Source organism: Streptomyces sp. NPDC002181, from assembly GCF_042890485.1.
Lineage (GTDB): Bacteria > Actinomycetota > Actinomycetes > Streptomycetales > Streptomycetaceae > Streptomyces.
The window spans coordinates 235,648-256,465 of record NZ_JBIASC010000010.1 but is presented as its reverse complement, the minus strand read 5'-3'; the positions used below and the strand labels follow the sequence as shown (position 1 = coordinate 256,465).

20 protein-coding genes and 1 pseudogene are annotated in these 20,818 nt (G+C 74.3%); 17 read left to right on the top strand and 4 right to left on the bottom strand.

The features are described from left to right. The first annotated feature begins 29 nt into the window (after positions 1-29). The 3 genes from ACFYXV_RS24360 (at position 30) to ACFYXV_RS24350 (ending at position 2,712) form a co-directional block, all read left to right on the top strand. A complete protein-coding gene (locus ACFYXV_RS24360; protein ID WP_389384022.1) occupies positions 30-467 on the top strand; it encodes a heme-binding protein in 438 nt (145 codons plus the stop codon). Between the two features lie 101 nt (positions 468-568). Then, positions 569-2,215, top strand: coding sequence for a glycoside hydrolase family 20 protein (locus ACFYXV_RS24355; RefSeq protein WP_385475130.1), 1,647 nt, complete (start codon positions 569-571; stop codon positions 2,213-2,215). A 65-nt stretch (positions 2,216-2,280) separates the two neighbouring features. Then, the gene (locus ACFYXV_RS24350; RefSeq protein WP_385475132.1) at positions 2,281-2,712 is read left to right on the top strand and encodes a GNAT family N-acetyltransferase; all 432 of its coding nucleotides are present in this window, start codon (positions 2,281-2,283) and stop codon (positions 2,710-2,712) included. A 69-nt stretch (positions 2,713-2,781) separates the two neighbouring features. Here ACFYXV_RS24350 and ACFYXV_RS24345 read toward each other — a convergent pair whose 3' ends face one another. After that, entirely contained in the window at positions 2,782-3,093 is a 312-nt protein-coding gene (locus ACFYXV_RS24345) for a DUF3040 domain-containing protein (protein WP_385475134.1), read from the bottom strand. Positions 3,094-3,209: 116 nt separating this feature from the next. Beyond that, positions 3,210-4,055, bottom strand: coding sequence for an endonuclease I family protein (locus ACFYXV_RS24340; RefSeq protein WP_385475136.1), 846 nt, complete (start codon positions 4,053-4,055; stop codon positions 3,210-3,212). A 279-nt stretch (positions 4,056-4,334) separates the two neighbouring features. On the opposite strand from ACFYXV_RS24340, the gene ACFYXV_RS24335 reads away from it, so the two are divergent. Next, positions 4,335-4,901 (top strand): DJ-1/PfpI family protein, encoded by a 567-nt coding sequence (locus tag ACFYXV_RS24335; RefSeq protein WP_383501560.1) that lies wholly within the window; start codon positions 4,335-4,337, stop codon positions 4,899-4,901. 66 nt (positions 4,902-4,967) lie between these two features. On the opposite strand, the gene ACFYXV_RS24330 is transcribed toward ACFYXV_RS24335, so the two are convergent. Further along, entirely contained in the window at positions 4,968-5,783 is an 816-nt protein-coding gene (locus ACFYXV_RS24330) for a glutamate ABC transporter substrate-binding protein (RefSeq protein ID WP_383351970.1), read from the bottom strand. Between the two features lie 395 nt (positions 5,784-6,178). On the opposite strand from ACFYXV_RS24330, the pseudogene ACFYXV_RS24325 reads away from it, so the two are divergent. The 6 genes and pseudogenes from ACFYXV_RS24325 (at position 6,179) to ACFYXV_RS24300 (ending at position 12,386) form a co-directional block, all read left to right on the top strand. After that, a pseudogene (locus ACFYXV_RS24325) lies at positions 6,179-6,251 on the top strand. Positions 6,252-6,320: 69 nt separating this feature from the next. Further along, positions 6,321-7,460, top strand: coding sequence for a gala protein (locus ACFYXV_RS24320; protein ID WP_385475138.1), 1,140 nt, complete (start codon positions 6,321-6,323; stop codon positions 7,458-7,460). Continuing rightward, positions 7,457-9,235 carry an ankyrin repeat domain-containing protein gene (locus ACFYXV_RS24315; RefSeq protein WP_389384021.1) on the top strand — a complete coding sequence of 593 codons (1,779 nt, stop codon included), beginning with the start codon at positions 7,457-7,459 and terminating at the stop codon, positions 9,233-9,235. Before ACFYXV_RS24320 ends, ACFYXV_RS24315 begins: the two co-directional genes overlap by 4 nt. Next, positions 9,232-10,482, top strand: a complete 1,251-nt coding sequence (locus ACFYXV_RS24310) for an AAA family ATPase (protein WP_385475142.1) — start codon at positions 9,232-9,234, stop codon at positions 10,480-10,482. Before ACFYXV_RS24315 ends, ACFYXV_RS24310 begins: the two co-directional genes overlap by 4 nt. 7 nt (positions 10,483-10,489) lie before the next feature. Further along, a complete protein-coding gene (locus ACFYXV_RS24305) occupies positions 10,490-11,722 on the top strand; it encodes a VWA-like domain-containing protein (protein ID WP_389384020.1) in 1,233 nt (410 codons plus the stop codon). A gap of 109 nt (positions 11,723-11,831) precedes the next feature. Then, positions 11,832-12,386, top strand: a complete 555-nt coding sequence (locus ACFYXV_RS24300; RefSeq protein WP_389384019.1) for a TerD family protein — start codon at positions 11,832-11,834, stop codon at positions 12,384-12,386. A gap of 210 nt (positions 12,387-12,596) precedes the next feature. Here ACFYXV_RS24300 and ACFYXV_RS24295 read toward each other — a convergent pair whose 3' ends face one another. Then, entirely contained in the window at positions 12,597-13,241 is a 645-nt protein-coding gene (locus ACFYXV_RS24295; RefSeq protein WP_389384018.1) for a TetR/AcrR family transcriptional regulator, read from the bottom strand. A gap of 170 nt (positions 13,242-13,411) precedes the next feature. Between ACFYXV_RS24295 and ACFYXV_RS24290 the strand changes: the two genes are divergently transcribed. The 7 genes from ACFYXV_RS24290 to ACFYXV_RS24260 all read left to right on the top strand — a co-directional run bounded on the left by ACFYXV_RS24290 (position 13,412) and on the right by ACFYXV_RS24260 (position 20,745). Beyond that, positions 13,412-14,335 (top strand): phosphatase PAP2 family protein, encoded by a 924-nt coding sequence (locus ACFYXV_RS24290; RefSeq protein ID WP_389384017.1) that lies wholly within the window; start codon positions 13,412-13,414, stop codon positions 14,333-14,335. Then, positions 14,332-15,312 (top strand): hypothetical protein, encoded by a 981-nt coding sequence (locus ACFYXV_RS24285; RefSeq protein WP_389384016.1) that lies wholly within the window; start codon positions 14,332-14,334, stop codon positions 15,310-15,312. The genes ACFYXV_RS24290 and ACFYXV_RS24285 overlap by 4 nt, the downstream gene beginning before the upstream one ends. An 87-nt stretch (positions 15,313-15,399) precedes the next feature. Further along, positions 15,400-15,666 carry a GlsB/YeaQ/YmgE family stress response membrane protein gene (locus ACFYXV_RS24280; RefSeq protein ID WP_048478695.1) on the top strand — a complete coding sequence of 89 codons (267 nt, stop codon included), beginning with the start codon at positions 15,400-15,402 and terminating at the stop codon, positions 15,664-15,666. Positions 15,667-15,738: 72 nt separating this feature from the next. Beyond that, entirely contained in the window at positions 15,739-16,239 is a 501-nt protein-coding gene (gene rraA, locus ACFYXV_RS24275) for a ribonuclease E activity regulator RraA (RefSeq protein WP_385475155.1), read from the top strand. An 80-nt stretch (positions 16,240-16,319) separates the two neighbouring features. Beyond that, positions 16,320-17,999 carry a peptide-N4-asparagine amidase gene (locus ACFYXV_RS24270; protein WP_389384015.1) on the top strand — a complete coding sequence of 560 codons (1,680 nt, stop codon included), beginning with the start codon at positions 16,320-16,322 and terminating at the stop codon, positions 17,997-17,999. Positions 18,000-18,026: 27 nt separating this feature from the next. Next, a complete protein-coding gene (locus ACFYXV_RS24265; protein WP_389384014.1) occupies positions 18,027-19,772 on the top strand; it encodes a serine/threonine-protein kinase in 1,746 nt (581 codons plus the stop codon). A 52-nt stretch (positions 19,773-19,824) separates the two neighbouring features. Continuing rightward, positions 19,825-20,745: a squalene/phytoene synthase family protein gene (locus ACFYXV_RS24260; RefSeq protein WP_385475161.1), complete on the top strand. Its 921-nt coding sequence runs from the start codon at positions 19,825-19,827 to the stop codon at positions 20,743-20,745. Positions 20,746-20,818 lie beyond the last annotated feature (73 nt).

Below are 20,818 nucleotides of genomic sequence, written 5' to 3'. Positions count from 1 at the left end.
GCCCCGCACCACGATTCAGGAGAACCCGCATGTCCGGCACCACCACCCCCGCCCGCTCCGCCGTCGCCCCGCTGACCACCGAGGACGCCGAGCTGCTCGTCTCGGCCGCCCGCGCCGCCGCCGAGCGGGCCGGGGCCACGGTCAGCGTCACCGTCCTCGACGCCGGCGGCCACCCGCTCGCCTTCCGCCGCGACGACCGGGCCGTGCTGATCTCCGGCGAGACCAGCACCCGCAAGGCCTTCACCGCCCTCCAGCTCGACGCCCCGACCGTCGACCTCGTCGACGCCGTCCGGCCCGGCGGGCTCTTCCACACCCTGCCCACCGCCCTCGACCGGCCGCTGCTGTTCATCGCGGGCGGGCTGCCCGTCCACCGCGACGGCCGCCTCATCGGCGCCATCGGTGTCGGCGGCGGCGCCCCCGACCAGGACCACGGCTTCGCCGCGGCCGCCCTCGACGCGCTGGTCTGACGCTCCCGGCCCGGCTCCCGGGTCGCGCGCCCGGGTCCCCCGTGCCAGGTTGGTACGGGGGACAGGGGTGCATGATGCGAGAGTCCGGTCAGTTCAGGTCCATGCGGGTCACGTCCGGGAAGCCCAGGCGCGGCCACGCCGGCGCGACGGCGGTCGTCGCCGCGCTGGTCACGCTCGCCGTGCCCGGCTGCACGGCCGCTTCCGAGGGGCCCCGGGGCGCCGGGGAGGCCAGCACCGCCGGTTCCGCCGCCCCCGCCGCCACGGGTTCCGCACCCACCGCCCCGCCCCCCTCGCCCACCCCCTCGTACGCGCTGTCCAGCGCCCCGCGCACCATCCCGGCCGTACGGGAGCACACCCCGGCCCGCGGCCCCGGCTGGAAGCCGGCCGCCGACGCGCGGGTCGTCGTACCGCCCGGGAACGCCGCGGCCCTCGCCGACGAGGGGAAACTGCTCGCCGGTGAACTGCGCATGGGCTTCGCCGAGACGGCCGACCCGCGCCCCGGAGACGTGGAACTGGCCCTCGGCGCCAAGAACTCCGGCCCCCCCGAGTCCTACACGCTCACCGTGCGGGGCAACCGGGTCCGGGTCACCGGCCCCGACGAGGCCGGGGTCTTCTACGGCACCCGCACCCTCAAACAGGCCGTGAAGTCCGGGGGTTCGGCCCCCGAGGGCACGGTGCGCGACGCCCCGGCCAAGCCCCAGCGCGGTCTGAACCTCGACATAGCCCGCAAGAACTTCACCGTCGGCTGGATCGAGGACGAGCTGCGCCGCATGGCCGACCTCAAGCTCAACCAGCTCGGCCTGCACTTCTCCGACGACCAGGCCTTCCGGATCCAGTCCGACACCCACCCCGAGATCGTCTCCACCCCCCACCTCAGCAAGGCCGACGTCCGGCAGATCAACGCCCTCGCCGCCCGCCTGCACATCACGGTCGTCCCCGAACTCGACTCGCCGGGCCACCTCGGCGCGGTGCTGCGCGCCTACCCCGCCCTCCAGCTGCGCGACGTACAGGGCAGGGCCGTGAAGGGCGCCGTGGACATATCGAACCCCGCCTCGGCCAAGCTCATCGACGAACTGCTCCGCGAATACCTGCCGTTGTTCCCCGGCGCCTTCTGGCACCTGGGCGCCGACGAGTACCAGGCACTGGTCTACCGCGACCCGCAGGCGTCCTTCCCGCAGCTCGCGCGGGCGGCGCGGCAGAAGTACGGGCCCTCGGCGCGCATCCAGGACCTTGCGGAGGGCTGGCTGAACGACCGGGCGGACGTGGTGCGTCCGGCGGGCAAGGTGCCCAAGGCGTGGAACGACGGCTTCTTCACGGGAGGCGTGGTCCAGGCGGCCAAGGACATCCAGGTCGAGTACTGGACGGGCAAGGAGAACGGGGCCCGGCCGCCCCTGGAGTACCTGCGCGAGGGCCGCAAGCTGGTCAACCTGAACGACGAGTACCTCTACTACGTGCTCGGCCAGCCCAACCAGTTCGCCTACCCCACCGGCAAGAGGATCTACGAGCAGTGGACCCCGCTCGTCCTGCGCGGCACGACCCCGGTACCCGCGCAGTACGCGGCGCAGGTACTCGGCGCGCGGCTCGCCGTGTGGTGCGACCTGGCCGGCGCCCAGACCCAGGCCCAGGTCGCCGAAGGGATACGGCTGCCGCTCGCGGCGCTCGCCCAGAAGGTCTGGGACGCCCGCCCGCCGCAGCCCGCCTGGACCGAGTTCAAGGCGCTCGCCGACCGGCTCCAGCCGCCGGTCTGACCAGGGCCGGGGCGCCGGCGGATATTCGCTGGCCGGACCGGTGCCCGCGTTGCTTGGATGCGGGGATGAACAGTGAGCTTCCGGACGGCTATGAGCTGTCCACCGACCCCGCCCGCCTCGACGCCGAGCTGGTCCACCGCTGGCTGTCGGGGGACGCGTACTGGGCGCTGGGCCGCAGCAGGGAGAAGCACGACCGGGCCGTGGCGGAATCCCTGAACTTCGGCGTCTACGAGAGGGTCTCGGGCGCCCAGGTGGGATACGCCCGAGTCGTCACCGACCGTGCCACCTTCGCCTGGCTGTGCGACGTCTACATCGACCGGGCAGCCCGCGGCAAGGGCCTGGGCACGATCCTCGTCGCCGCGATCCGCGACCACCTGGCCCCGTACGGGCTGCGCCGGGTGATGCTCGCGACGGCCGACGCGCACGCCGTGTACGCCAAGGTCGGCTACGAGCCGCTGGCGGACCGGGAGAAGTGGATGCTTTACGGCGAGCAGTAGGGGGACGAGCAGGAGGGGAGCCGGGCGGGAGGGGAGCCGGGCGGGAGGGGAGAGCGGTCGCCGGAGCCGCTAGAGGCGCCCGGCGTGCTCGCGGCGCTGCCAGCGGCGGCGGATCCACTGGCCGACCAGCGGCAGGGCCAGCACCACGGTCAGCGTCCACGCCGCGGCGAACCCCCAGATCAGCGGGAGGGACACGGTGACCGCGGCCGCCACCAGCAGGGCCAGTGTGGCCGCGCCGAGCAGGCAGGCGGCCACGGTGCGGTGGCGAGGACGGGTGTGCGCGGCGCGCAGGATCCGCTGGAGGGTGTGGTCCGCTTTGAGATCCGCCTCGATCTCCGAGAGGGCACGCCGCTCGTGGTCGGACAGTCCGGGTCCGTCCATGACGACCTCCCTCGGCCGGCGTCGCCGGGCGGCGCGCACCGCAGCCTCTGGCCTGCGAATACCCGACCAGGGGCGGCCCAACCCTCGCGGGCCGTCCCCTGTCCGCCGGGGGAGCGTCACCAGATGGAGTTGACCCACTCCGGGTGGTCGATGAACGGGTTCCGGTTGTGCTGGAACTGGTCGAATATGACCTGGTTGCGGCGCTGCTCGAAGGCGTCCGGCGGGTCCTGCTGGCTCCACTGCTTGAGCACGCTGATCCGGCCGATCGCCGGGGCGCTGCCGTTGTTGACCTTGTCGTTGACTTCCAGGTTCGCGAAGCCGTCGCCGCCGTCGTAGCGCACGGCCATGTACAGGAGCATCCGCGCGACGTCGCCCTTGACCGCGTCGCGCGGCTCGAAGGAGTCGGAGTCGGTGAAGCTGCCGGGGGCCTCGGCGACGGGGCTGCCGCCCATGTCGAAGTCCTTGTTGCCGCGGGTGCTGTTGACCGTGACGTCCTCGGGGCGCAGGTGGTGCAGGTCCGTGCCCGGGCCGGTGGCGGTGCCGAAGTCGCCGTGGCTCTTGGCCCAGACGTGCTCGCGGTTCCAGTCGTTGACGCCGCCGCCGTTGGTGGACTTGGACTGGGAGCGGCCCGAGTAGACGAGGATGACGTTGTTCGGGTTCGCCGGGTCCTGGTCGGTCACCTTCAGCGCGTTCCACACGCCTTCGTAGGTCACCTTGGACTGGGTCTTGATGATGTTGTGGAGCGCGGTCTTCAGCGCGGCTCCGGTCTTGCCCTCGGCGGCCGCGTAGTACGCGTCCACGGAGGCGGTGGTGGTGGCCGCGGTGACGGCCGGGCCGGAGGCGGCCGCGTCGGCGTGGGGAGCCGCCGTCCGCTGCGAGCCGGCCGACGCGGTGGCCGGAACGAGGGTCAGGGCCGCGACGGCGAGGCCGGCGACCCAGGGGGCGCGTGGGGAGATTTTCATGATGTGGGGGAGACCTTTTCGCAGGCACCGCCCCCGCCATGGCAGTTGGCGGGGCGTCAGGTGACAGAGCCGAGGCTCACATTGTCATGTGCCCTACAGATGAAATCCATGTGTCGGAAGGCCGGATTCTGCCCCCGGAGGTCACTGGGCCGAACGGGTGAGGGCCTCTTGGCAGATCGCCGCCCCGCGGGCACGGTGGCGGTGGCCCCGGCCGGGGCCGCTCGGACGTGCACACTGTGAACACCGTGCACGCCGTGAACACCCCACCGGGAGCAGCCCATGGCAGTGAAGATCCTCATCGTGACCGGCGACGCGGCGGAGTCGCTGGAGGTCCTCTACCCGTACCAGCGCCTGCGCGAGGAAGGGTACGAGGTGGACATCGCGGCCCCGGCGGTCAAGAAACTGCGGTTCGTGGTGCACGACTTCGAGGAGGGGTTCGACACCTACACGGAGAAGCCCGGCTACACCTGGCCCGCGGACGTGGCGTTCGCCGACGTGGTGCCCGAGGAGTACGCGGCCGTGGTCGTGCCGGGCGGCCGGGCGCCGGAGTACCTGCGCAACGATCCCGAGGTGCGGCGGATCCTGGCCGCCTTCACCGGCTCGGACAAGCCGGTCGCCCAGATCTGCCACGGCCCGCTGATCACGGCCGCGAGCGGCGGGCTGGAGGGCCGCCGGGTGACCGCGTACCCCGCACTGGAGCCCGACATGAAGGCCGCGGGGGCGGCGTACGAGGACTCCGAGGCCGTGGTCGACGGAACCCTGGTCTCGGCGCGCGCCTGGCCCGACCACTCCGCCTGGATGAGGGAGTTCCTCAAGGTGCTGCGCGCCAAGGCTCCGCTGGCCTGAGGCGCGCGCACGGCGAGGCGGTGTTCGGCTCCGGCCGGTCGGAGCCGAATACCGCCTCGCGGATCGTCAGCTGCCCGTCGTGATCGGCGGGGCCGGCTCGTTCTTGTAGTTGGCCGGGCCGAAGTTCTTCTTCACCGCGGCCTCCCAGGATCCGTCCTGGACCATCTTCTTCAGGGCGGCGTTGATCTTGCTCTGAAGGTCCTTGTTGCCCTTCTTGACGCCGATGCCGTAGTTCTCGTTGCTCAGGCTCAGCCCGACCAGCTTGAACTTGCCGGTGTTCTCCTTCTGGGCGGCGTATCCGGCCAGGATGGAGTTGTCCGTCGTGAGGGCGTCGACCAGACCGTCCTGGAGCGCGACGACGCACTCCGAGTACCCGTCCAGTTCCAGGACGCTGGCCTTGGGCGCGAGGGTCTTCTTGACGTTCTCGGCCGAGGTGGAGCCGGTGACCGAGCAGAGCTTCTTGTTGTTGAGGTCCTCGGCCTTGGTGATGGTGGTGTCGTCCGCGCGGACCAGCAGGTCCTGGTGCGCCAGGAAGTACGGGCCGGCGAAGTCGACCTTCTCCTTGCGCTTGTCGTTGATCGAATAGCTGGCCGCGACGAACTTGACCTCGTTGTACTGGAGCAGCAGCTCGCGGTCGGAGCTGTCGACCCGCGTGAATTCGATCTGCTCCGGCTTGTAGCCCAGTTCCTTGGCGATGTACGTCGAGACGTCCACGTCGAAACCGGAGAAGGTCCCGCCCTGCTCGCGCAGTCCCACGCCCGGCTGGTCGAACTTGATGCCGATCGCGAGGTTCCCCTGGGGGCCGCTGTCACCGCCACACCCGGAGGCGGTCAGGGCGAGGCCGACCACTGCGACCAAAGCACCGGCCTTGGGAACCTTCATGCTGCACTCTTTCCTAGGGGCCGCGGGATGCGCTGCGGGGATCGCCGGCAGCGGGGGGAACCGCGGATTGGTACGAAGCGTCAAGAAGAGTCGTGACGCGTGTACCAGGAAGCTAGGAAGGCGCCCGGCGCGATGTCACTGCAATTGAGCAAAACTTGAGGTAACGATCCGGCGTGGCCGTCGTTTCTCCGTCGAATTGTGTGGCGAACGGGATAAAGGGGCCGGATGCATTGAAAATTCGGCGAATTCGGTACGGGTAAGAGGAAATGCGTCGCTGCCGGGTGAAGGGTGCAGACCGGCTTCATCCGTACATTGCGCCCGCCGGAAGACCGGCCCGCGGCCGTTCAAACTGGTGATCGAGTTCAGGCCTGCCGATGGGTATGATCTCCGGCAGCAAGGCCGTAGCGCAGAGGTCGTCGCGCCCACGCATCGAGCTGGAGGACGTCGGTTCGAATCCGACCGGTCTTGCGTTCTCTTCATGCTTCTTCCCATGCCGTTGTGGACGCCGGGCACCGGCGAAGGACCGGTGGAACGGTGATGACACAGCCCACACCCGTACGCTGCCCCGCGATAGAGCACCCCGACGTGCCGCTCGCCGACCCGGCCGGCCTCGACCCGCTCCTCGCGCGGCTCGCCGCCGAGGCCCCCGTCGAGTCCGACGAGGCGTTCGCGGTCGGAACCCTGCGCGCCGACGGCCGCGTAGACCTGTGCAAGCAGGGCCTCGGACCGGCCGGCGCCGCCCGGGTGGCCGCCGTCGCCGCCGGCTCCGCCCACGCCCGGCACCTGCTCCTCGGCACCAACTCCATCGGTGACGAGGGCGCCCGTACGCTCGCCGGCGTCCTCACCGGCGGACACGGGCTGCACACCCTCTACCTGGGATGCAACCGCATCGGCCCCGACGGCGTGGCCGCACTCGCCGGAGCCCTCGCGCAGGACACCGGAGTCAAGGCCCTGTGGCTCAAACGCAATCCGGTCTTCGAAGACGGCGCCCGCACCCTCGCCGCCCTGCTGCGCCGCAACCGCGCCCTGCGCACCCTCGACCTGGTCAACACCGGCATCGGCACCGAGGGCGTACGGCTGCTCCTCGACGCCCTGCGCACCCGCGAGACCCCGCTCGAACGCCTCTTCCTCGGCGGCAACGGCCTCACCCCCGAGGCCGCGCCGCTGCTCGCCGCCCTGATCCGGGAAGCCGGGGTGCGCGAGCTGTACCTCCCGGCCAACCACCTCGGCGACGAGGGCGCCGCGGTCCTGGCGGCCGCCGCGGCCGCCGACCCCGCCCGCCCGGTCCGCCTCGGCCTCGGCGGCAACGGCATCGGAGCCGTTGGCGCCCGGGCCCTCGCCGAGGCACTCGGCGGGATCGAGGCCCTCGACCTCGGCCGGGCCATGTCCGAGCGCAGCCTCGGCTCCGCCGGCAACGACACCGGCGACGAGGGCGCGTACGCCCTGGCCGGCGCCCTCCCCGGCAGCCCGCTGCGCCGCCTCGAACTGCGCCACACCGGGCTCACCGGGCGCGGCGCCAAGCGCCTGCTGGCCGCGGTGCCCGAGGACTCCCCGCTGGAGTACGTGGGCCTGGGCCCCGGACTGCCCCGCAAGGTGAAGCGGTCCTTCACCGCCCGGCTGCGGCCCGCCCGGCCCGCCCACCCGGACCTCGGCGCCATCACGAGCGTGTACCGGTGAGCCCGCGCCCGCACCCCGCACTCGACGAGCTGCCCGGGGGGTTCCGGACGGAGGACGGACCGGCCTGGCAGCGGATCCGCCGCTACGCCGTACCCGGCTGGATGATCGAGCGCGCCACCGCGCACCGGCTGGCCGGCGACTGGCGGGCGGCCTGCGCCGCCGCCGCGGTGGACGTCGTCCTCGACCTGCCCGGGCTCGCCGCGCGCCACGGGGCCCCCGTCGCGGAGGCGGTGGAGGAGGACCTGCGCCACCTCGCCCCGGACCTGGTGCGCTGGCACCTGCCCCGGGTGCTGGGCGGCCGTACGACCCTCGACCCCGACACACGCGTCCTGCTCGCCCGCTACGGTTCCGGCGCCGACGCGCCCGTACTGTCCGTCACCACCGGCTCGATGATCGAGGGGCCGCAGCGGCTGCGGCTGGACTGCGGCCCGCTCGCCCCGCGGCGGCGCACCCACTCCCTCGTCCCCCAGCCGCGCGCCGAGGACTGGACGGCGGCCCGCCCGCTCTGGGACGCGCGGCACACCGCCGAGCTGCGCGAGCGCCTCGGAGGCGGCGCGGGCCGGCTGCCCTTCCTCGCCCCGCACGGCACCCCGCTTGCTCCGGACGAGCTGCCCGCCTCCGATCCCGGCGCCGCCGACCCGGCCGCACGCGCCGAGTGGATCGCCCTCCTGGACGTCCGCGGCGAGAGCGCCGCGGCGTACGAAGCCGCGGGACTCGAACGCGGCGAGACGGCCCCGCGGCCCTCGTCGCACGGGTACGGGCGGGCGATCGACCCGGCGGCGTTCCTGCTCTCCGCCGGCATCGACCTGACCCGGCTGGCGTCGGAACTGCGGCGCCTCGCGGCGGCCGGAGCGGGGGAGCGGTGGCTGATCGGCTCGTACTACCGCTTCGCCCTGCTGGAGCCGGCCGGTCCGGATCCGGCCGACCGCATCCGGGTCAGGGTCGTCGAGCGCGACGAGGCGAAGGACGTTCCCCTGCTTCCCAGGTTCGCCTGGAAGCGCCAGCCCGACCTCGAACTGGTCCGCACCGGCCGGATCACCCCGAGCGAGCTGCACCCGCTGGTCAGTGCCGCCCTGTTCCCCGAGGCCGGTCCCGCGGACGGTCCGCCCGGCCCCGCCGAGGCGAAGCCCGTACGGGTGCGCTGCGGGGGCGAATGGCACCAGGTCCGCTCCGGGGGCGGCGTACTGGACCTGCTCCCGCACAGCCGCGAGGAGCAGCAACGGGAGCGCGCCATGCGGGCGTTCGGCGGTGCGATCCAGGGCTGCTTCGCCGTTCAGCAGATCTGGACCACCGGCGAGGGCCGGCTACCCCGCGCGCTGCGGGAGGAGCGGCGCGAGCTGTTCCTTCGCGTCCAGCACGGGGACACCCCGGGCGTCATCGCGCTGCTCGACGCGGGGACGGACCCCCGCGTCCGCGACGGCCGCGGCCGCACGCTGCTGCACGAGCTGCACCTGCTCGACCACGAGGAGCTCCTGCCCCGGCTGCTCGCGGCGGGCCTCGACCTGGAGGCCCGGACCAAGACGGGGCTCACCCCGCTCCAGATCGCGGTCCAGTGCGGAGGCTCCGCGGAGCTGGTCCGGGCGTACCTCGAAGCCGGCAGCCGGATCGACGTCATCGACGACGCGGAACTGTCCCTGGCGCAGGTGGCGCGCCGCTACCGGCGCACGGACCTCGCGTTCCTGCGCGGCCGGGTGGAGGAGGAGTTCCCCGACATCGGCTCCGAGTGGTTCGACGAGTACATGGAAGAGCGCGAGGGGGAGGACGGGGACGCATGAGCACCCAGCCGCAGCAAGTGCCGCAGCCGCAGCAAGTGCCGCAGCCGCAGCGGGGGTCGCGCCCGCAGCCCTCGGGGGCCCTTGCGGCCGCCGACGCGCTGGGCGCCCGGCTCCGCGCCACCCGTACCGAACCCGCCGCCAACCCCCAACTGGAAGCGCTGGCCCTGGCCGTGACGGCCAATCAGCCCGTGCTGCTGTGGGGCGAGCCGGGCATCGGCAAGTCCGCCGGCATGCAGCAGCTCGCCACCGCCCTCGGTGTCGGGCTGGAGACCGTCATCGCCAGCGTCCACGAGCCCTCCGATTTCGCCGGGCTGCCCATCGTCGGCGAGGACCCCGCCACCACCGGCGTGCCGATGGCCCCGCCGGACTGGGCGGTCCGCCTCGCCCGCACCGGCCGCGGACTGCTGTTCTTCGACGAGCTGTCCTCCGCCCCGCCCGCCGTGCAGGCGGCCCTGCTGCGCGTGGTCCTGGAGCGCCGCATCGGCAGCCTCGTCCTGCCCGAGTCCGTACGGATCGTCGCCGCGGCCAATCCGCCCTCCAGCGCGGCGGACGGCTGGCACCTCAGCCCGCCGCTGGCGAACCGCTTCGTCCACCTCGACTGGACGCACGACCCGCGCACCGTGGCCCGCGGCCTGGCGGGCACCTGGCCCGAGGCGGCCATCCCGGCCGTGGACCCGGCCCGCGCCTCCGGGGCCGTCGCCCGCGCCCGCGGTGTGGTCTCCGGCTTCCTGACCGCCCGGCCCGGCCTGGTCCACCACATGCCGAACGAGGCCGAGGGCCGCGGCCGCGCCTGGCCCTCCCCGCGCACCTGGGAGATGGCGCTGCGGCTGCTGGCCACCGGGTACGCGTCCGGCGCGGGCCGCGAAGCCCTGGCCGCCGCGCTCACCGGCGCCGTCGGGGATGCGGCCGGCATCGAACTGCTCTCGTACGTGGAACACCTCGACCTGCCCGACCCGGACCGGGTCCTCGCCGATCCCGACGCCTTCGCGCTGCCCGAACGCGGCGACCGGCAGCTGGCCTTCCTCATCGCCGTGGTCGCCGCCGTCCAGGGCGAGCTCACCCGCCCGCGCTGGGAGGCCGGCTGGGCGGTGCTGGCCAAGGCGGTCGACGCGGGCGTACCGGACGTCGCGGCGCGGGCGGCCACCGACCTGGCCGCCATGCGCGACCTGGACTGGCCGGTGCCCGCCGGGATCGACGCGTTCGTCGAACTGCTCCAGCTCTCCGGCGCCCTGCCGGGCGGCGGCTGACGGGCCGATGGCGCTTCCCGCGGACGGCGCGTCCGCCGACGGCCCGCCGGCGGAGCGCGGGCGCCTGGACCGGGCCAAACTGCTGGCCGCCCGGTACAAGGCGGCCGAGGCCCGGCCGTACCTCGCCTCCGCCCTGTACGCGCTCACCGTGGTCCCCACGGCCGCGGTCCCCACGATGGGCGTGGACCGGCACTGGCGGTGCTACGTCTCGCCCGCCTTCGTCGATGCGACGCCGGTCGCGGAGCTGGCCGGGGTGTGGATCCACGAGGTGGCCCACCTGCTGCGCGACCACCACGCCCGCGCCGACCGGCTCCCGGCCGCCGACCAGCGTGACCGGGTCCGCGTCAACATCGCCCAGGACTGCGAGATCAACGACGACCTGATCGCCGACGGGCTGGCGCTGCCCGAGGGCCGGATGGAACCCCGGCTGTTCGGTCTCGCCACCGGCGGGATGTTCGAGACCTACCTGTCCGCGATCCCGGCCACCCCGCCGCACGCACCGGACTGCGGCTCCGGGGCCCACGGCACGCCCGTGCCCTGGGAGCTGGGCGAGGGCGCCGGACCCGCCCGCATCGGCCCGGTCGAGGCGGAGGCGCTGCGCCGGCAGACCGCCCAGGCCATGCGCGCCCACCAGCGCACCCGCGGCCGGCTCCCGGCCGGGTGGCAGCGCTGGGCGCAGGAGCTGCTGGAGCCCACCGTCGACTGGCGCCGCGCGCTGTCCGGGGCGGTCCGGGAGGCCGCCGCGTGGGCGGGCGGCGCCGTGGACTACACCTACCGGCGTCCCTCGCGCCGCACTCCGGCACTCGGCGGCCGGGTGGTGCTGCCCAGCCTGCGCCGGCCGCTGCCGCGGGTCGCGATCGTCGTCGACACCTCGGGGTCGATGGGCGAGGACGAGCTGGCCGCCGCGCTCGGCGAGGTCACCGGGGTGCTGCGGGAGGTGGGGGTCCGGGGCAACCGGGTCGCCGTACTGGCCTGCGACGCGGACGTGCACGCCGTGTCCCGGGTGACGAGTGCCGAGCAGGTGACCCTGGCCGGGGGAGGAGGCACGGACATGCGCGTCGGCATCCGGGCCGCGCTGGCGGCGGCGGAGCGGCCGAACATCGTCGTCGTCCTGACCGACGGGTACACGCCGTGGCCGGACGAGATCCCGTCCTGCCGGCTGATCGCCGCGCTGATCGGGGCCGATGCCCCGCAGCCGCCGGGCTGGGTGGAGACCGTACGCGTGCTGCCGCGATCCTGAAGAGGTCGTATCCGGCTCAACTGGCCGAAAACGTCGGGTGGTCCGGCCCGCGCAGGCCGCCGCATGACAGCATGGCCGGGCAACACCCGGGAAGCGGAGGGGGAGTTCGGTGAGCACGTCCACGAGCGGAGTACGCAAGGGCCTGGCCAAGGTGGAGATCGCACTGCGGTGGGATCCGAGCCCCGCGGGCACGCCCGCGCACGACCTGGACATCATCGCGGCGGTGTTCGGCGCCGCGGCCCCCCACGGGGAGCCGGTCCACCTCGTGCACTTCGGCAGCCGTTCCCCCGACGGCACCATCACGTTGAACCGCGACAGCCACACCGGCCAGGGCTTCGGCTTCGACGAGGTGATGACCCTCGAACTGGACCGGATGGCGCCCGCGCTGGTGCGGGTGGTGGTCGGCGTGGTCATACAGGACACCGGGCAGAGGGGTGCCCGTACGAAGTCCTTCGCGGCCATAGGCGGTACGGGGGTCCGGATCCGGGAGGGCTACACCGACCTGGCGGTGAGCGATTTCGCGGCGATCCCGGCCGCCACGGCGGCCACGATCGCGGAGTTCGCCCGGGACGGTTCGGGCGCCTGGTCGCTGGATGCCGCGGTACGCGGTTTCGACGCGGATCCGGAGGAGTTCGCCCGGGTCATGGGCGTGGCGAGGCCCTGAGCCGAGGTCCTGATCCGCGGTCCTGAGCGGAGATCCTGACGCGAAGCCGTCATGCGGGGCCCGGCGCGGGGCGGCCGCACAGACCGGGCGGTGGCCACTCCCTCGACGAGTGAGTGGCCACCGCCCTGTCCGGGTGGCGCGCTGCCGCCGTCCCCACGAGGCAGCGCGGGCGGGTCGCCAGTCGGTCATCGGTGACGGCGGCCCACCGGTTCAGGGGGTCTCGGCCCGGTCCGGGTCCGGGACGGGCGCGGGTTCGGGTCCGGGGGTCAGGCCCAGGGCGGGCAGCAGGGCCGCGTCGACGAACCGGACCAGGTAGTCGGCGTCCGCGTAGCGCCCCTCCAGCACCGGCCGGATGCGCATGACGCCCATCAGCTGCGCCGGCAGGAACTCCGTGGCCGGATGGCCCGCCGCGATCTCGCCGCGCGCCACGGCCCGCGCCACCATCGCGTCGAACGCGGCCAGCTCCGGCTCGACCAGCGCCTCGCGCAGTGCGGCCTGCAGCTCCTCGTCGCTGAGCACGGCGTGCCCGAGGGCCTGGGTGAGGAGGGTGTCGCGTCCCGAGCTGCCGGCCGCGATCCGGGCCGCCTCGCGCAGGTCGCCGGCGAGCGTGCCGGTGTCCACCGCGGCCAGCGTGCCCTGCCGGTTCGCCCGCAGGGCGGCCGCGACCAGCTGGGGCTTGGTCTTCCACTGCCGGTAGAGGGTCGACTTCCCGCAGCAAGCCCGGGCGGCGACGCCTTCCATGGTCAGCGCCTCGTACCCGTGCTCGCGCAGCTGGTCCAGGACGGCGTCGTAGAACTCCTGCACCCGTTCCGGGGTGATCTTGGAGCGGCGCGCGGCGGGCGCTGTCGACGTCATGGTGAGCGGCTCTCCTCGGGGGCTCCGCAGCTGATGTATCCGTGGGGAAAGTGTACGGGAACGCGAGCGTATCGGTACACCCGCGTATCGATACGCGAATGTATCGATACACTGGCGTGTCGATGTCCGCGCACAGGGCGGCGCCGAGCACAGAGAAGGAAGCGGGGGAAATGAGCTCCCACACCACACAGGCCGGCCCGGCCGACGGCCCGGCGACAGCCGGCCCGCGGCGCCGACTCATACGCGAGCTGCTGCTCGTCGCGGGCCTGTTCGCCGTCTACAAGACCGGCCGGATGCTGTCCACGGACCGCACCGACGAGGCGTTCCGCAACGCGGGCCGGGTCTGGGACGCCGAGCGCGCCCTGCACCTCCCGGGCGAGGGCGTGATCCAGCGGCTCCTGCTGCACGGTGACGGGGACGCCCTCGTGCACACGGCGAACACCTACTACGCGGCCGTGCACTTCCCGGCCACCGCGCTCTTCCTGATCTGGCTCTACGTGCGCAGGCCCGGCCACTACCTGTGGGCCCGGCGCGTGCTCGCCGTCCTGACCGGCGCCGCCCTCGTGCTGCACCTCACCTTCCCGCTCGCGCCGCCGCGGATGCTCGGCGCCGCGCACCTCGTGGACACCGCCCAGGTCTACGGGCCCTCCGTGTACCGGGCCGCCCCCACCACCGACACCATGGCCAACCAGTTCGCCGCGATGCCCTCGCTGCATTTCGGGTGGGCGCTGATGCTGGCGCTCGGCATGATCGCCGCCACCCGGTCCCGGTGGCGCGTGCTGTGGCTGCTGCACCCGCTGGTGACCCTGCTCGTGGTCGTCGGCACCGCCAACCACTACTGGCTCGACGCGATCGTGGCCACCGTCCTGCTCGGCGGGGCCCTGCTGGTGGTGCCGCGCCCGCGGGTCCGGACAGGATCGCCGGTCGTCGTACGCCACCTGCCGCGTCCGCGGCGACGCGCGGAGCCCCCGGCCCCGGTGGTCGCGGACACCCCGGCTGCCGCGGAGGCCCCCGCGGTTCGGGGGGCCCCGGCGGTTCCGAAGGGCGCGGCGGTTCCGAAGGCCCCGGCCGAGACCGTGGGGGCGGCCCGGTGAACGCCACCCTCCTCGCCGTCCTGCTCTGCCTCGCCTCGGCCGTCGCGTACGCGGCCGCCGCCGTGGCCCAGGAGCGGCTCGCCCGCGCCGCCGTGGCCCGCAGCGCCGGAGCCCTGCTCGGCAACGGGGCCTGGTGGTGGTCGGCCGGTCTCAACGCCGGCGCCGCGCTCCTGCACGCGGCCGCCCTGCGCTACGGGCCGCTCACCCTGGTCCAGCCGCTCGGCGCCCTCACGCTCGTCGCGGCCGTCCCGCTCGGGGCGCACGGGGCCGGCCGCCGGGTCGCGGCCACGGAATGGCGGGGCACCCTGGCCACCGTCGTCGGGCTCGGACTCCTGCTGCTGCCCGCCTCGGGGCCGGCCCCCGACGACACGCTCACCCTGGCCGAAGCGCTGGCCGTGTCCGGGGCCACGCTCGCCGTGATCACGCTGCTGACCGTACGCCGGGACGTGCGCTCGGGGCTGCGGCACGCGACGGCCTCCGGGCTGGCCTCCGCCGTGGCCTCCGCGCTGACCCAGACGGTGGCCGTCGCGGGCGGCCGCGGCGGGGCCCTGCTCAGCGTGCGGGTCGTCGCCGTCGCCCTGCTCGTGGTGGTGTTCGCGGTCGGCGGGATGCTGCTGTCCCAGCGGGCCTACCGGGGCGGTCTCGGGGCGCCGCTCGCCGTGGTGAACCTGGCCAACCCGCTGGCCGCGGCCGCGATCGGCATGATCCTGCTCGGGGAACGCCTCCAGGGCGGGGCGGTGGGGCTCCTGCTCGCCGTGGCCGGCGCCCTGGCGGCGGCGCGCGGGGTGCTGCTGCTGACGCGAACGGCCCCGGACGCGGCGCCCGCCCCGGGCGCCGCCGCAGCCGCCGCGGCCTCCGCGCCCGTACGCGCGACCGCCCCCGCATCCGTGGCCCCGCCCGCACGCGCAGCCGTGCCCGCGACCGTACCGGCGGCGCCCGCGCCGGCCCCCGTGCCGGCCGGCCGGGTGCCGGTCTGAGACGGCCGAGAACCGTTTCGCCGGTGTTCGCGTCCTCCCCGGTGAGAACGCGAACACCGACGTACGAACGAAGCGGAGTGAACGACCATGGGGATCGTCAGCTGGATCGTCCTGGGGCTGCTGGCCGGGATCATAGCCAAGGTCCTGCTGCCCGGCCGTGACCCCGGCGGGCTCATCGGCACCACGTTCATCGGCATCGCCGGAGCCTTCATCGGCGGCTGGCTCTCCGCGAAGTTCCTGGACAAGCCGATCGGCCACGACTTCTACGACCCCGCCACCTGGGGCTCCGCCATCGCGGGCTCGCTGGTCCTGCTCATCGGCTACCGCATCCTCTTCGGCAACTCCCGGGACTGATCGGCTCCGGGGCCACCGGTTAGGCTCGGGCCGCACGGCGCGACGTACGAGCTGCGAGGAGCCCCGAATCCCATGAGCGTCACCCCTGCCACTCCCGTCACCCCCGTACCCACCAGCGACCTGTACGACGAGCACGGCGAGGGGCTGGCCGTCTGCACCACGCCCTTCCGCCAGTTCGGCGGGCGCCGGCTGTTCGCCGGCCCGGTGCGCACCGTCACCTGCCACGAGGACAACGCGCTGCTGCGCGAGCTGGTCAACACACCGGGCGGGGGCGCCGTCCTCGTCGTGGACGGCGGAGGCTCCCTGCGCACCGCCCTCACCGGCGACCTCATCGCCGGAGCGGCGCAGCGCAACGGCTGGGCCGGCCTGATCATCAACGGCGCGGTCCGCGACAGCGTGGCCCTCGGCGGGCTCGACCTCGGGATCAAGGCACTGGGCACGGTCCCGCGCAAGAGCGGGAAGACGGGCGCGGGCACGGTGGACGAGCCGGTCACCCTCGGTGAAGTGACGTTCCGCCCGGGGGACACGGTCCACGCGGACGACGACGGCACGGTCGTCCTCCCCACCGTCTGACCCGGTCGGGGGCGAGATCCGGCCAGGGGCGTGCCAGGGCCCTGGTGCCGCCCGCGCCGGGCCGGATTCACTGCGGGGCCATGACACGACACAGGATCACGGGCCTGCTCGGCGCGCTCGCGCTGGCGGCCGGAGCCCTGGCCGGCGCCGCGGGACCCGCGGCCGCCGCCGACCCGGCCGCGCGCGACGGCGGGGTCCACGCCTCCGCCGCCGGACCCTCGGCCGAACCGCCCGCCGAGTTCGGAACGGACTGGCACGACCCCCTCACCGCCGCCCCGCCCGTCGCCCGCCCCGCGACCCGCTCCTGCGAGGTGACCGTCGCCGAGGCCCGGTTCCGCGACTACACCCCGTACGTCGGGACGTACGCGCCCCCGGCCGCGTGCGGCGGGACCTGGGCCAAGGTCGTCCTGCGCCTCGACGGCAAGGTCAAGGGCCGCCAGTACGACCGCCTGGGCCACCTCTCCCTCGGCGGCGTCGAAATCCTGCGCACCTCCACCCCCGAGCCCTCGCCCGACGGCATCACCTGGTCCGTAGAGAAGGACGTCACCCGCTACCGCGACGTCCTGGACAAGCCGCAGCCCGTCGAGATGCTGATCGGCAACTTCGTCGACGACACCTACACCGGCGTCATCGAGGTCAAGGCCACGCTCACCTTCTACGCCGCCGACCGGGACCGGCACGTCCCCGCCCCCGACGCCCCCGACCGCGTCCTCCCGCTCACCACCCCCTCGGTCACCACCCCGCGCAACACCGAGCGGCTCCTCGCCGAGGTGTACGCCACCGGCTCCGGCGGCGGTTGCGAGGAGTACTGGTACATGACCACCCCCGACGCCGCGCCTTACTCCTGCAAGGCCGCGGACGGCCCCTACCGCGAGGTCCGGATCTCCGTCGACGGACAGCTCGCCGGCATCGCCGCCCCCTTCCCGACCGTGTGGACGGGCGGCTGGTCGAACCCCTTCCTCTGGTACGTCACCCCCGCGCCCCGCGCCTTCGACGTCCAGCCGATCGTGTACGACCTCACCCCGTACGCCGCCCTCCTCAACGACGGCCGCCCGCACCGGATCGAGGTCGGCGTCGCCGGCGTCCCGGCCGGGCAGAGCGGCTGGAGCACCCCGGCGAACCTGCTCCTGTGGCAGGACGAGGGCCGCGCCGTCGTCACCGGCTCCCTCACCCGCCACGAGGAGGGACAACCGGCCAACTCCACCCGCTGGACGCCCGCCGCGCCCGGCAACCCCGCCGCGCAGCACCGCCTCGACACCGAGGGCGGCCACCGGCTCACCGTCGCCGGCCGGCTCGACACCTCCCACGGCCGGGTCACCACCACCGTCACCCGCGCCGTGCACAACACCTCCGCGCACCGCTGGACGGAGGGCGAGAACCAGGACGCCCTGACGGCGACCTGGACCGACGAGGAGAGCGTCACCCGCGGCCCCGCCACCGTCCGCACCGCGCGCACGTACACGATGGACGGCGAGACCACCCTCGGCGCCGGGGACCGGCTGCGCACCGTCATCTCGCTCGGTGACAGCGCCGAGACGAGCACCCTGCGCGGCGGCCGCACCGTGGACCGCACCCGGCTCGACGACCGGTACACGGGCGACGCGAGCTACACGGCGAACGTCCCGCGAGAGCAGCGGCACGCGGTCGGCACCAGCACCGAGCACTACCAGCTGTACGGGGCGGAGCCCGGGCACGGGTGCTACGACCGCACCCTGTCCACCGCCCAGGGCACCGTGACGGTGGACCGCCGACGCTGCTGACACTGCCTGCGCCTACGATGTCCGGCCATGGACATGAGTGAGGCCGACAGACAGCTGGTCGACGGCCGCTTCGAACTGATCGCACCGCTGGGCGCCGGCGGCATGGGCACGGTGTGGCGCGCCCGCGACATCGCACTGCACCGCGACGTCGCCCTGAAAGAGGTGCGCCCGCCGGACCCGGCGACCGCCGCCGCCCAGCCCGGACTGACCGAACAGCTGCGCGAGCGCGCCATCCGCGAGGCCCGCGCGCTCGCCCGGCTGGCGCACCCGCACGTGGTGACGATCCACCACATCGTCGAGCCCGCCCCCGGCACGGACGGTCATCCGTGGATCGTGATGGAGCTGGTCAAGGGCGGCTCCCTGCACGACCGGCTGGAGTCGGGGCCGATGCCCGTCGCCGACGTGCTGCGGCTCGGCCTCGACGTGCTGTCCGCGCTGCGGGCCGCCCACGCCGAAGGGGTCCTCCACCGCGACGTGAAGCCGGCCAACGTGCTGCTGCGCCCCGACGGCTCCGCCGTGCTCACCGACTTCGGCATCGCGGCCCTGCACGACTCGACCGCGCTCACCTCCACCGGCGTGCTGATCGGCTCGCCGGAGTACATCGCCCCGGAGCGGGCCCGCGGCGAGGAGGGCCTCGCCGCCTCCGACCTGTGGTCGCTCGGCATGCTGCTCTACGTGGCCGCGGAGGGGACCCACCCGCTGCGCCGGGCCACCACCCTGGCCACCGTCGTCGCCGTCCTCGACGAGCCGATCCCGGCCCCGGTGCGTTCCGGTCCGCTGGGGCCCGTACTGGAACGGCTGCTCGTACGGGACCTGTCCGTACGGCCCGACGCGGCGCAGCTGGAACAACTGCTCCGGGACGCGAGCGCCGCTCCGGCCGGGAGCGCCCCGGCGGCCCCGTCGCCCGCGGCCCTGGGCCAGTACGGGCCGCCGACCCCGCCGCCGGGCGCCGTCGGCGGCACGGGCAGCGGCTTCGGCAGCGGCTTCGGCGCCGGCCCGACCCGGCCCGCGCAGCAGCCGCAGGTCCCCCAGCCCTACGCGCCGTCGGCGCCGTTCACCCCCGGGGGCGGCTCCCCGTACTCGGTCACCGCCCCCGTCCCCGCGACGCGGACCCCGCGCCGCCGCCCGGCGCTGCTCGCCGCCCTCGTCGTGCTGGTCCTGGCCGTCGGCGCGATCGGCTTCGTCAAGTGGTTCCCCGGCGGCGACTCCGGCGGCAAGGGCGGCAGCGGCGAGGCGAAGGGCGGCGCCGCCGGCGCGAGCACCGGCCCCACCACCCCGCGTCCGCAGCAGAGCCCGCCCAAGTCGGCCGGCGGCAAGGCCGCCGCCCCCAAGGGCAGCCTGCTCACCCCCGCCAACGTGCGCACCGCGATCGAGGCCTTCAAGCAGAAGACGGGCACCACCCAGTTCGTGGAGATGAACATCTACGAGGAGTACGTGCTCGCGTCCATCCCCACCGCCCCGGGAGCCAAGACCTACGACCGCTACCAGTACCGCGACGGCGAGGCGAAGCGCACCGGTCCGGGCAGCACCATCAAGGAGGACGAGCCGCTGATCGACATGGCGACCGTCAACTGGGACGCCCTGCCCGGCCTCCTCGACACGGCCAAGCAGGAGCTCGGGGTGGCCAACCCGACCTCCCGCTACGTCATCGTCGAGCCCTGGCTCCTCGACAACACCCCGTCCATGCGGCCCTACCTCACCGACGAGTACGGCCAGGGCGGGTACGTCTACGCCGACACCCAGGGCAAGGTGAAGAAGGTCTACCGCTCCTGACATCGTGTACCCGTACGGTCGTTCACGGTTCGGTTCGAGGAGCAACACCACCATGCCCAGCTGGCGCACCACCCTCACGGCGGCCGGAATCACCGGCCCCCGGCTGCGCGAGGACTACACGCACGTCGCCCGCCGGGTCCTGCGCCGCGAACCGGCCCCGTACGTGACGCTGCGCCTGCTTGCCGCGCCGCCGCTGGTGCCCTGGCTGACGGCGGGGGTGGCCTTCATGAACCTCGTCGACGACGTGGCCGAGACCGGCACCCCGCAGGAGCGCTCCGCCGGTCTGGCCGCGCTCACGGAGCAGGTGGAGACGGCCCTGAAGACCGGCGACGGCCCCGACCCGCTGATCCGCGCGTACGCCCACGCCGTCGCCACCCGCGGGCTGCCCGCGCACTGGGTCTCCCGGTTCCTGGAGGGCGCCGCCACCGCCGAGGCCGGATTCGAAGGCTTCGACACCGAGGAGGACTTCCAGGCCTACCTCGACGCCTACGCCTGGCCCGGGGTACTGGTCTTCACCGGGCTCCAGTACCGGGGCGGCCCCGACGAGGAACAGGCCGCTGGGTGGCGGCGGTTCGTGGACGCCGCCCAGCGGGTCGACTTCCTCGCCGACCTCGCCGGAGACCTGGCGGACGGCCGGCTGTGCCTGCCGCGCGCCCGCCTCGCCGAGCACTCCGTCACCCGGGCCGACCTCGAACAGGCCCGCGACACCCCGGCCGTACGCGCGCTCCTGGCCGAAGAGACACGGCGCGCCCGCGGCGCCCTCGACGCCACCGAGGGCATCCTCGGCCTCGTCGAGCCGGGCCTGCGCCCCGTGATCGCCGCCATGACGGAGCTGATGGGACACCAACTCGCCGCCGTGGAACGGGCCGGCATCCGGGCGCTGCGCAAGGACGTCGGCTACGGCCTGGCCGCCCCCGTACGCACCCTGCTGCGCGCTCGCGCGGGCCGGTCCCGGCTCCGGCCCGCCGGGTAGCGCCCCCGCGCGGCGCGGGCCGGGACATTTGTACCGGTGGGGTCCGTACATGCGGATCTGCCGGGGGGCCCGC

Coding starts and splice junctions, on each gene's coding strand:
- ACFYXV_RS24280 (WP_048478695.1), top strand. CDS start 15,400: ATGGGGATCGTCAGCTGGATCGTCCTGGGGCTGCTGGCCGGGATCATA.
- ACFYXV_RS24320 (WP_385475138.1), top strand. CDS start 6,321: ATGACACAGCCCACACCCGTACGCTGCCCCGCGATAGAGCACCCCGAC.
- ACFYXV_RS24330 (WP_383351970.1), bottom strand. CDS start 5,783: ATGAAGGTTCCCAAGGCCGGTGCTTTGGTCGCAGTGGTCGGCCTCGCC.
- ACFYXV_RS24335 (WP_383501560.1), top strand. CDS start 4,335: ATGGCAGTGAAGATCCTCATCGTGACCGGCGACGCGGCGGAGTCGCTG.
- ACFYXV_RS24290 (WP_389384017.1), top strand. CDS start 13,412: ATGAGCTCCCACACCACACAGGCCGGCCCGGCCGACGGCCCGGCGACA.
- ACFYXV_RS24345 (WP_385475134.1), bottom strand. CDS start 3,093: ATGGACGGACCCGGACTGTCCGACCACGAGCGGCGTGCCCTCTCGGAG.
- ACFYXV_RS24360 (WP_389384022.1), top strand. CDS start 30: ATGTCCGGCACCACCACCCCCGCCCGCTCCGCCGTCGCCCCGCTGACC.
- ACFYXV_RS24350 (WP_385475132.1), top strand. CDS start 2,281: ATGAACAGTGAGCTTCCGGACGGCTATGAGCTGTCCACCGACCCCGCC.
- ACFYXV_RS24270 (WP_389384015.1), top strand. CDS start 16,320: ATGACACGACACAGGATCACGGGCCTGCTCGGCGCGCTCGCGCTGGCG.
- ACFYXV_RS24310 (WP_385475142.1), top strand. CDS start 9,232: ATGAGCACCCAGCCGCAGCAAGTGCCGCAGCCGCAGCAAGTGCCGCAG.
- ACFYXV_RS24260 (WP_385475161.1), top strand. CDS start 19,825: ATGCCCAGCTGGCGCACCACCCTCACGGCGGCCGGAATCACCGGCCCC.
- rraA (WP_385475155.1), top strand. CDS start 15,739: ATGAGCGTCACCCCTGCCACTCCCGTCACCCCCGTACCCACCAGCGAC.
- ACFYXV_RS24305 (WP_389384020.1), top strand. CDS start 10,490: ATGGCGCTTCCCGCGGACGGCGCGTCCGCCGACGGCCCGCCGGCGGAG.
- ACFYXV_RS24295 (WP_389384018.1), bottom strand. CDS start 13,241: ATGACGTCGACAGCGCCCGCCGCGCGCCGCTCCAAGATCACCCCGGAA.
- ACFYXV_RS24340 (WP_385475136.1), bottom strand. CDS start 4,055: ATGAAAATCTCCCCACGCGCCCCCTGGGTCGCCGGCCTCGCCGTCGCG.
- ACFYXV_RS24355 (WP_385475130.1), top strand. CDS start 569: ATGCGGGTCACGTCCGGGAAGCCCAGGCGCGGCCACGCCGGCGCGACG.
- ACFYXV_RS24265 (WP_389384014.1), top strand. CDS start 18,027: ATGGACATGAGTGAGGCCGACAGACAGCTGGTCGACGGCCGCTTCGAA.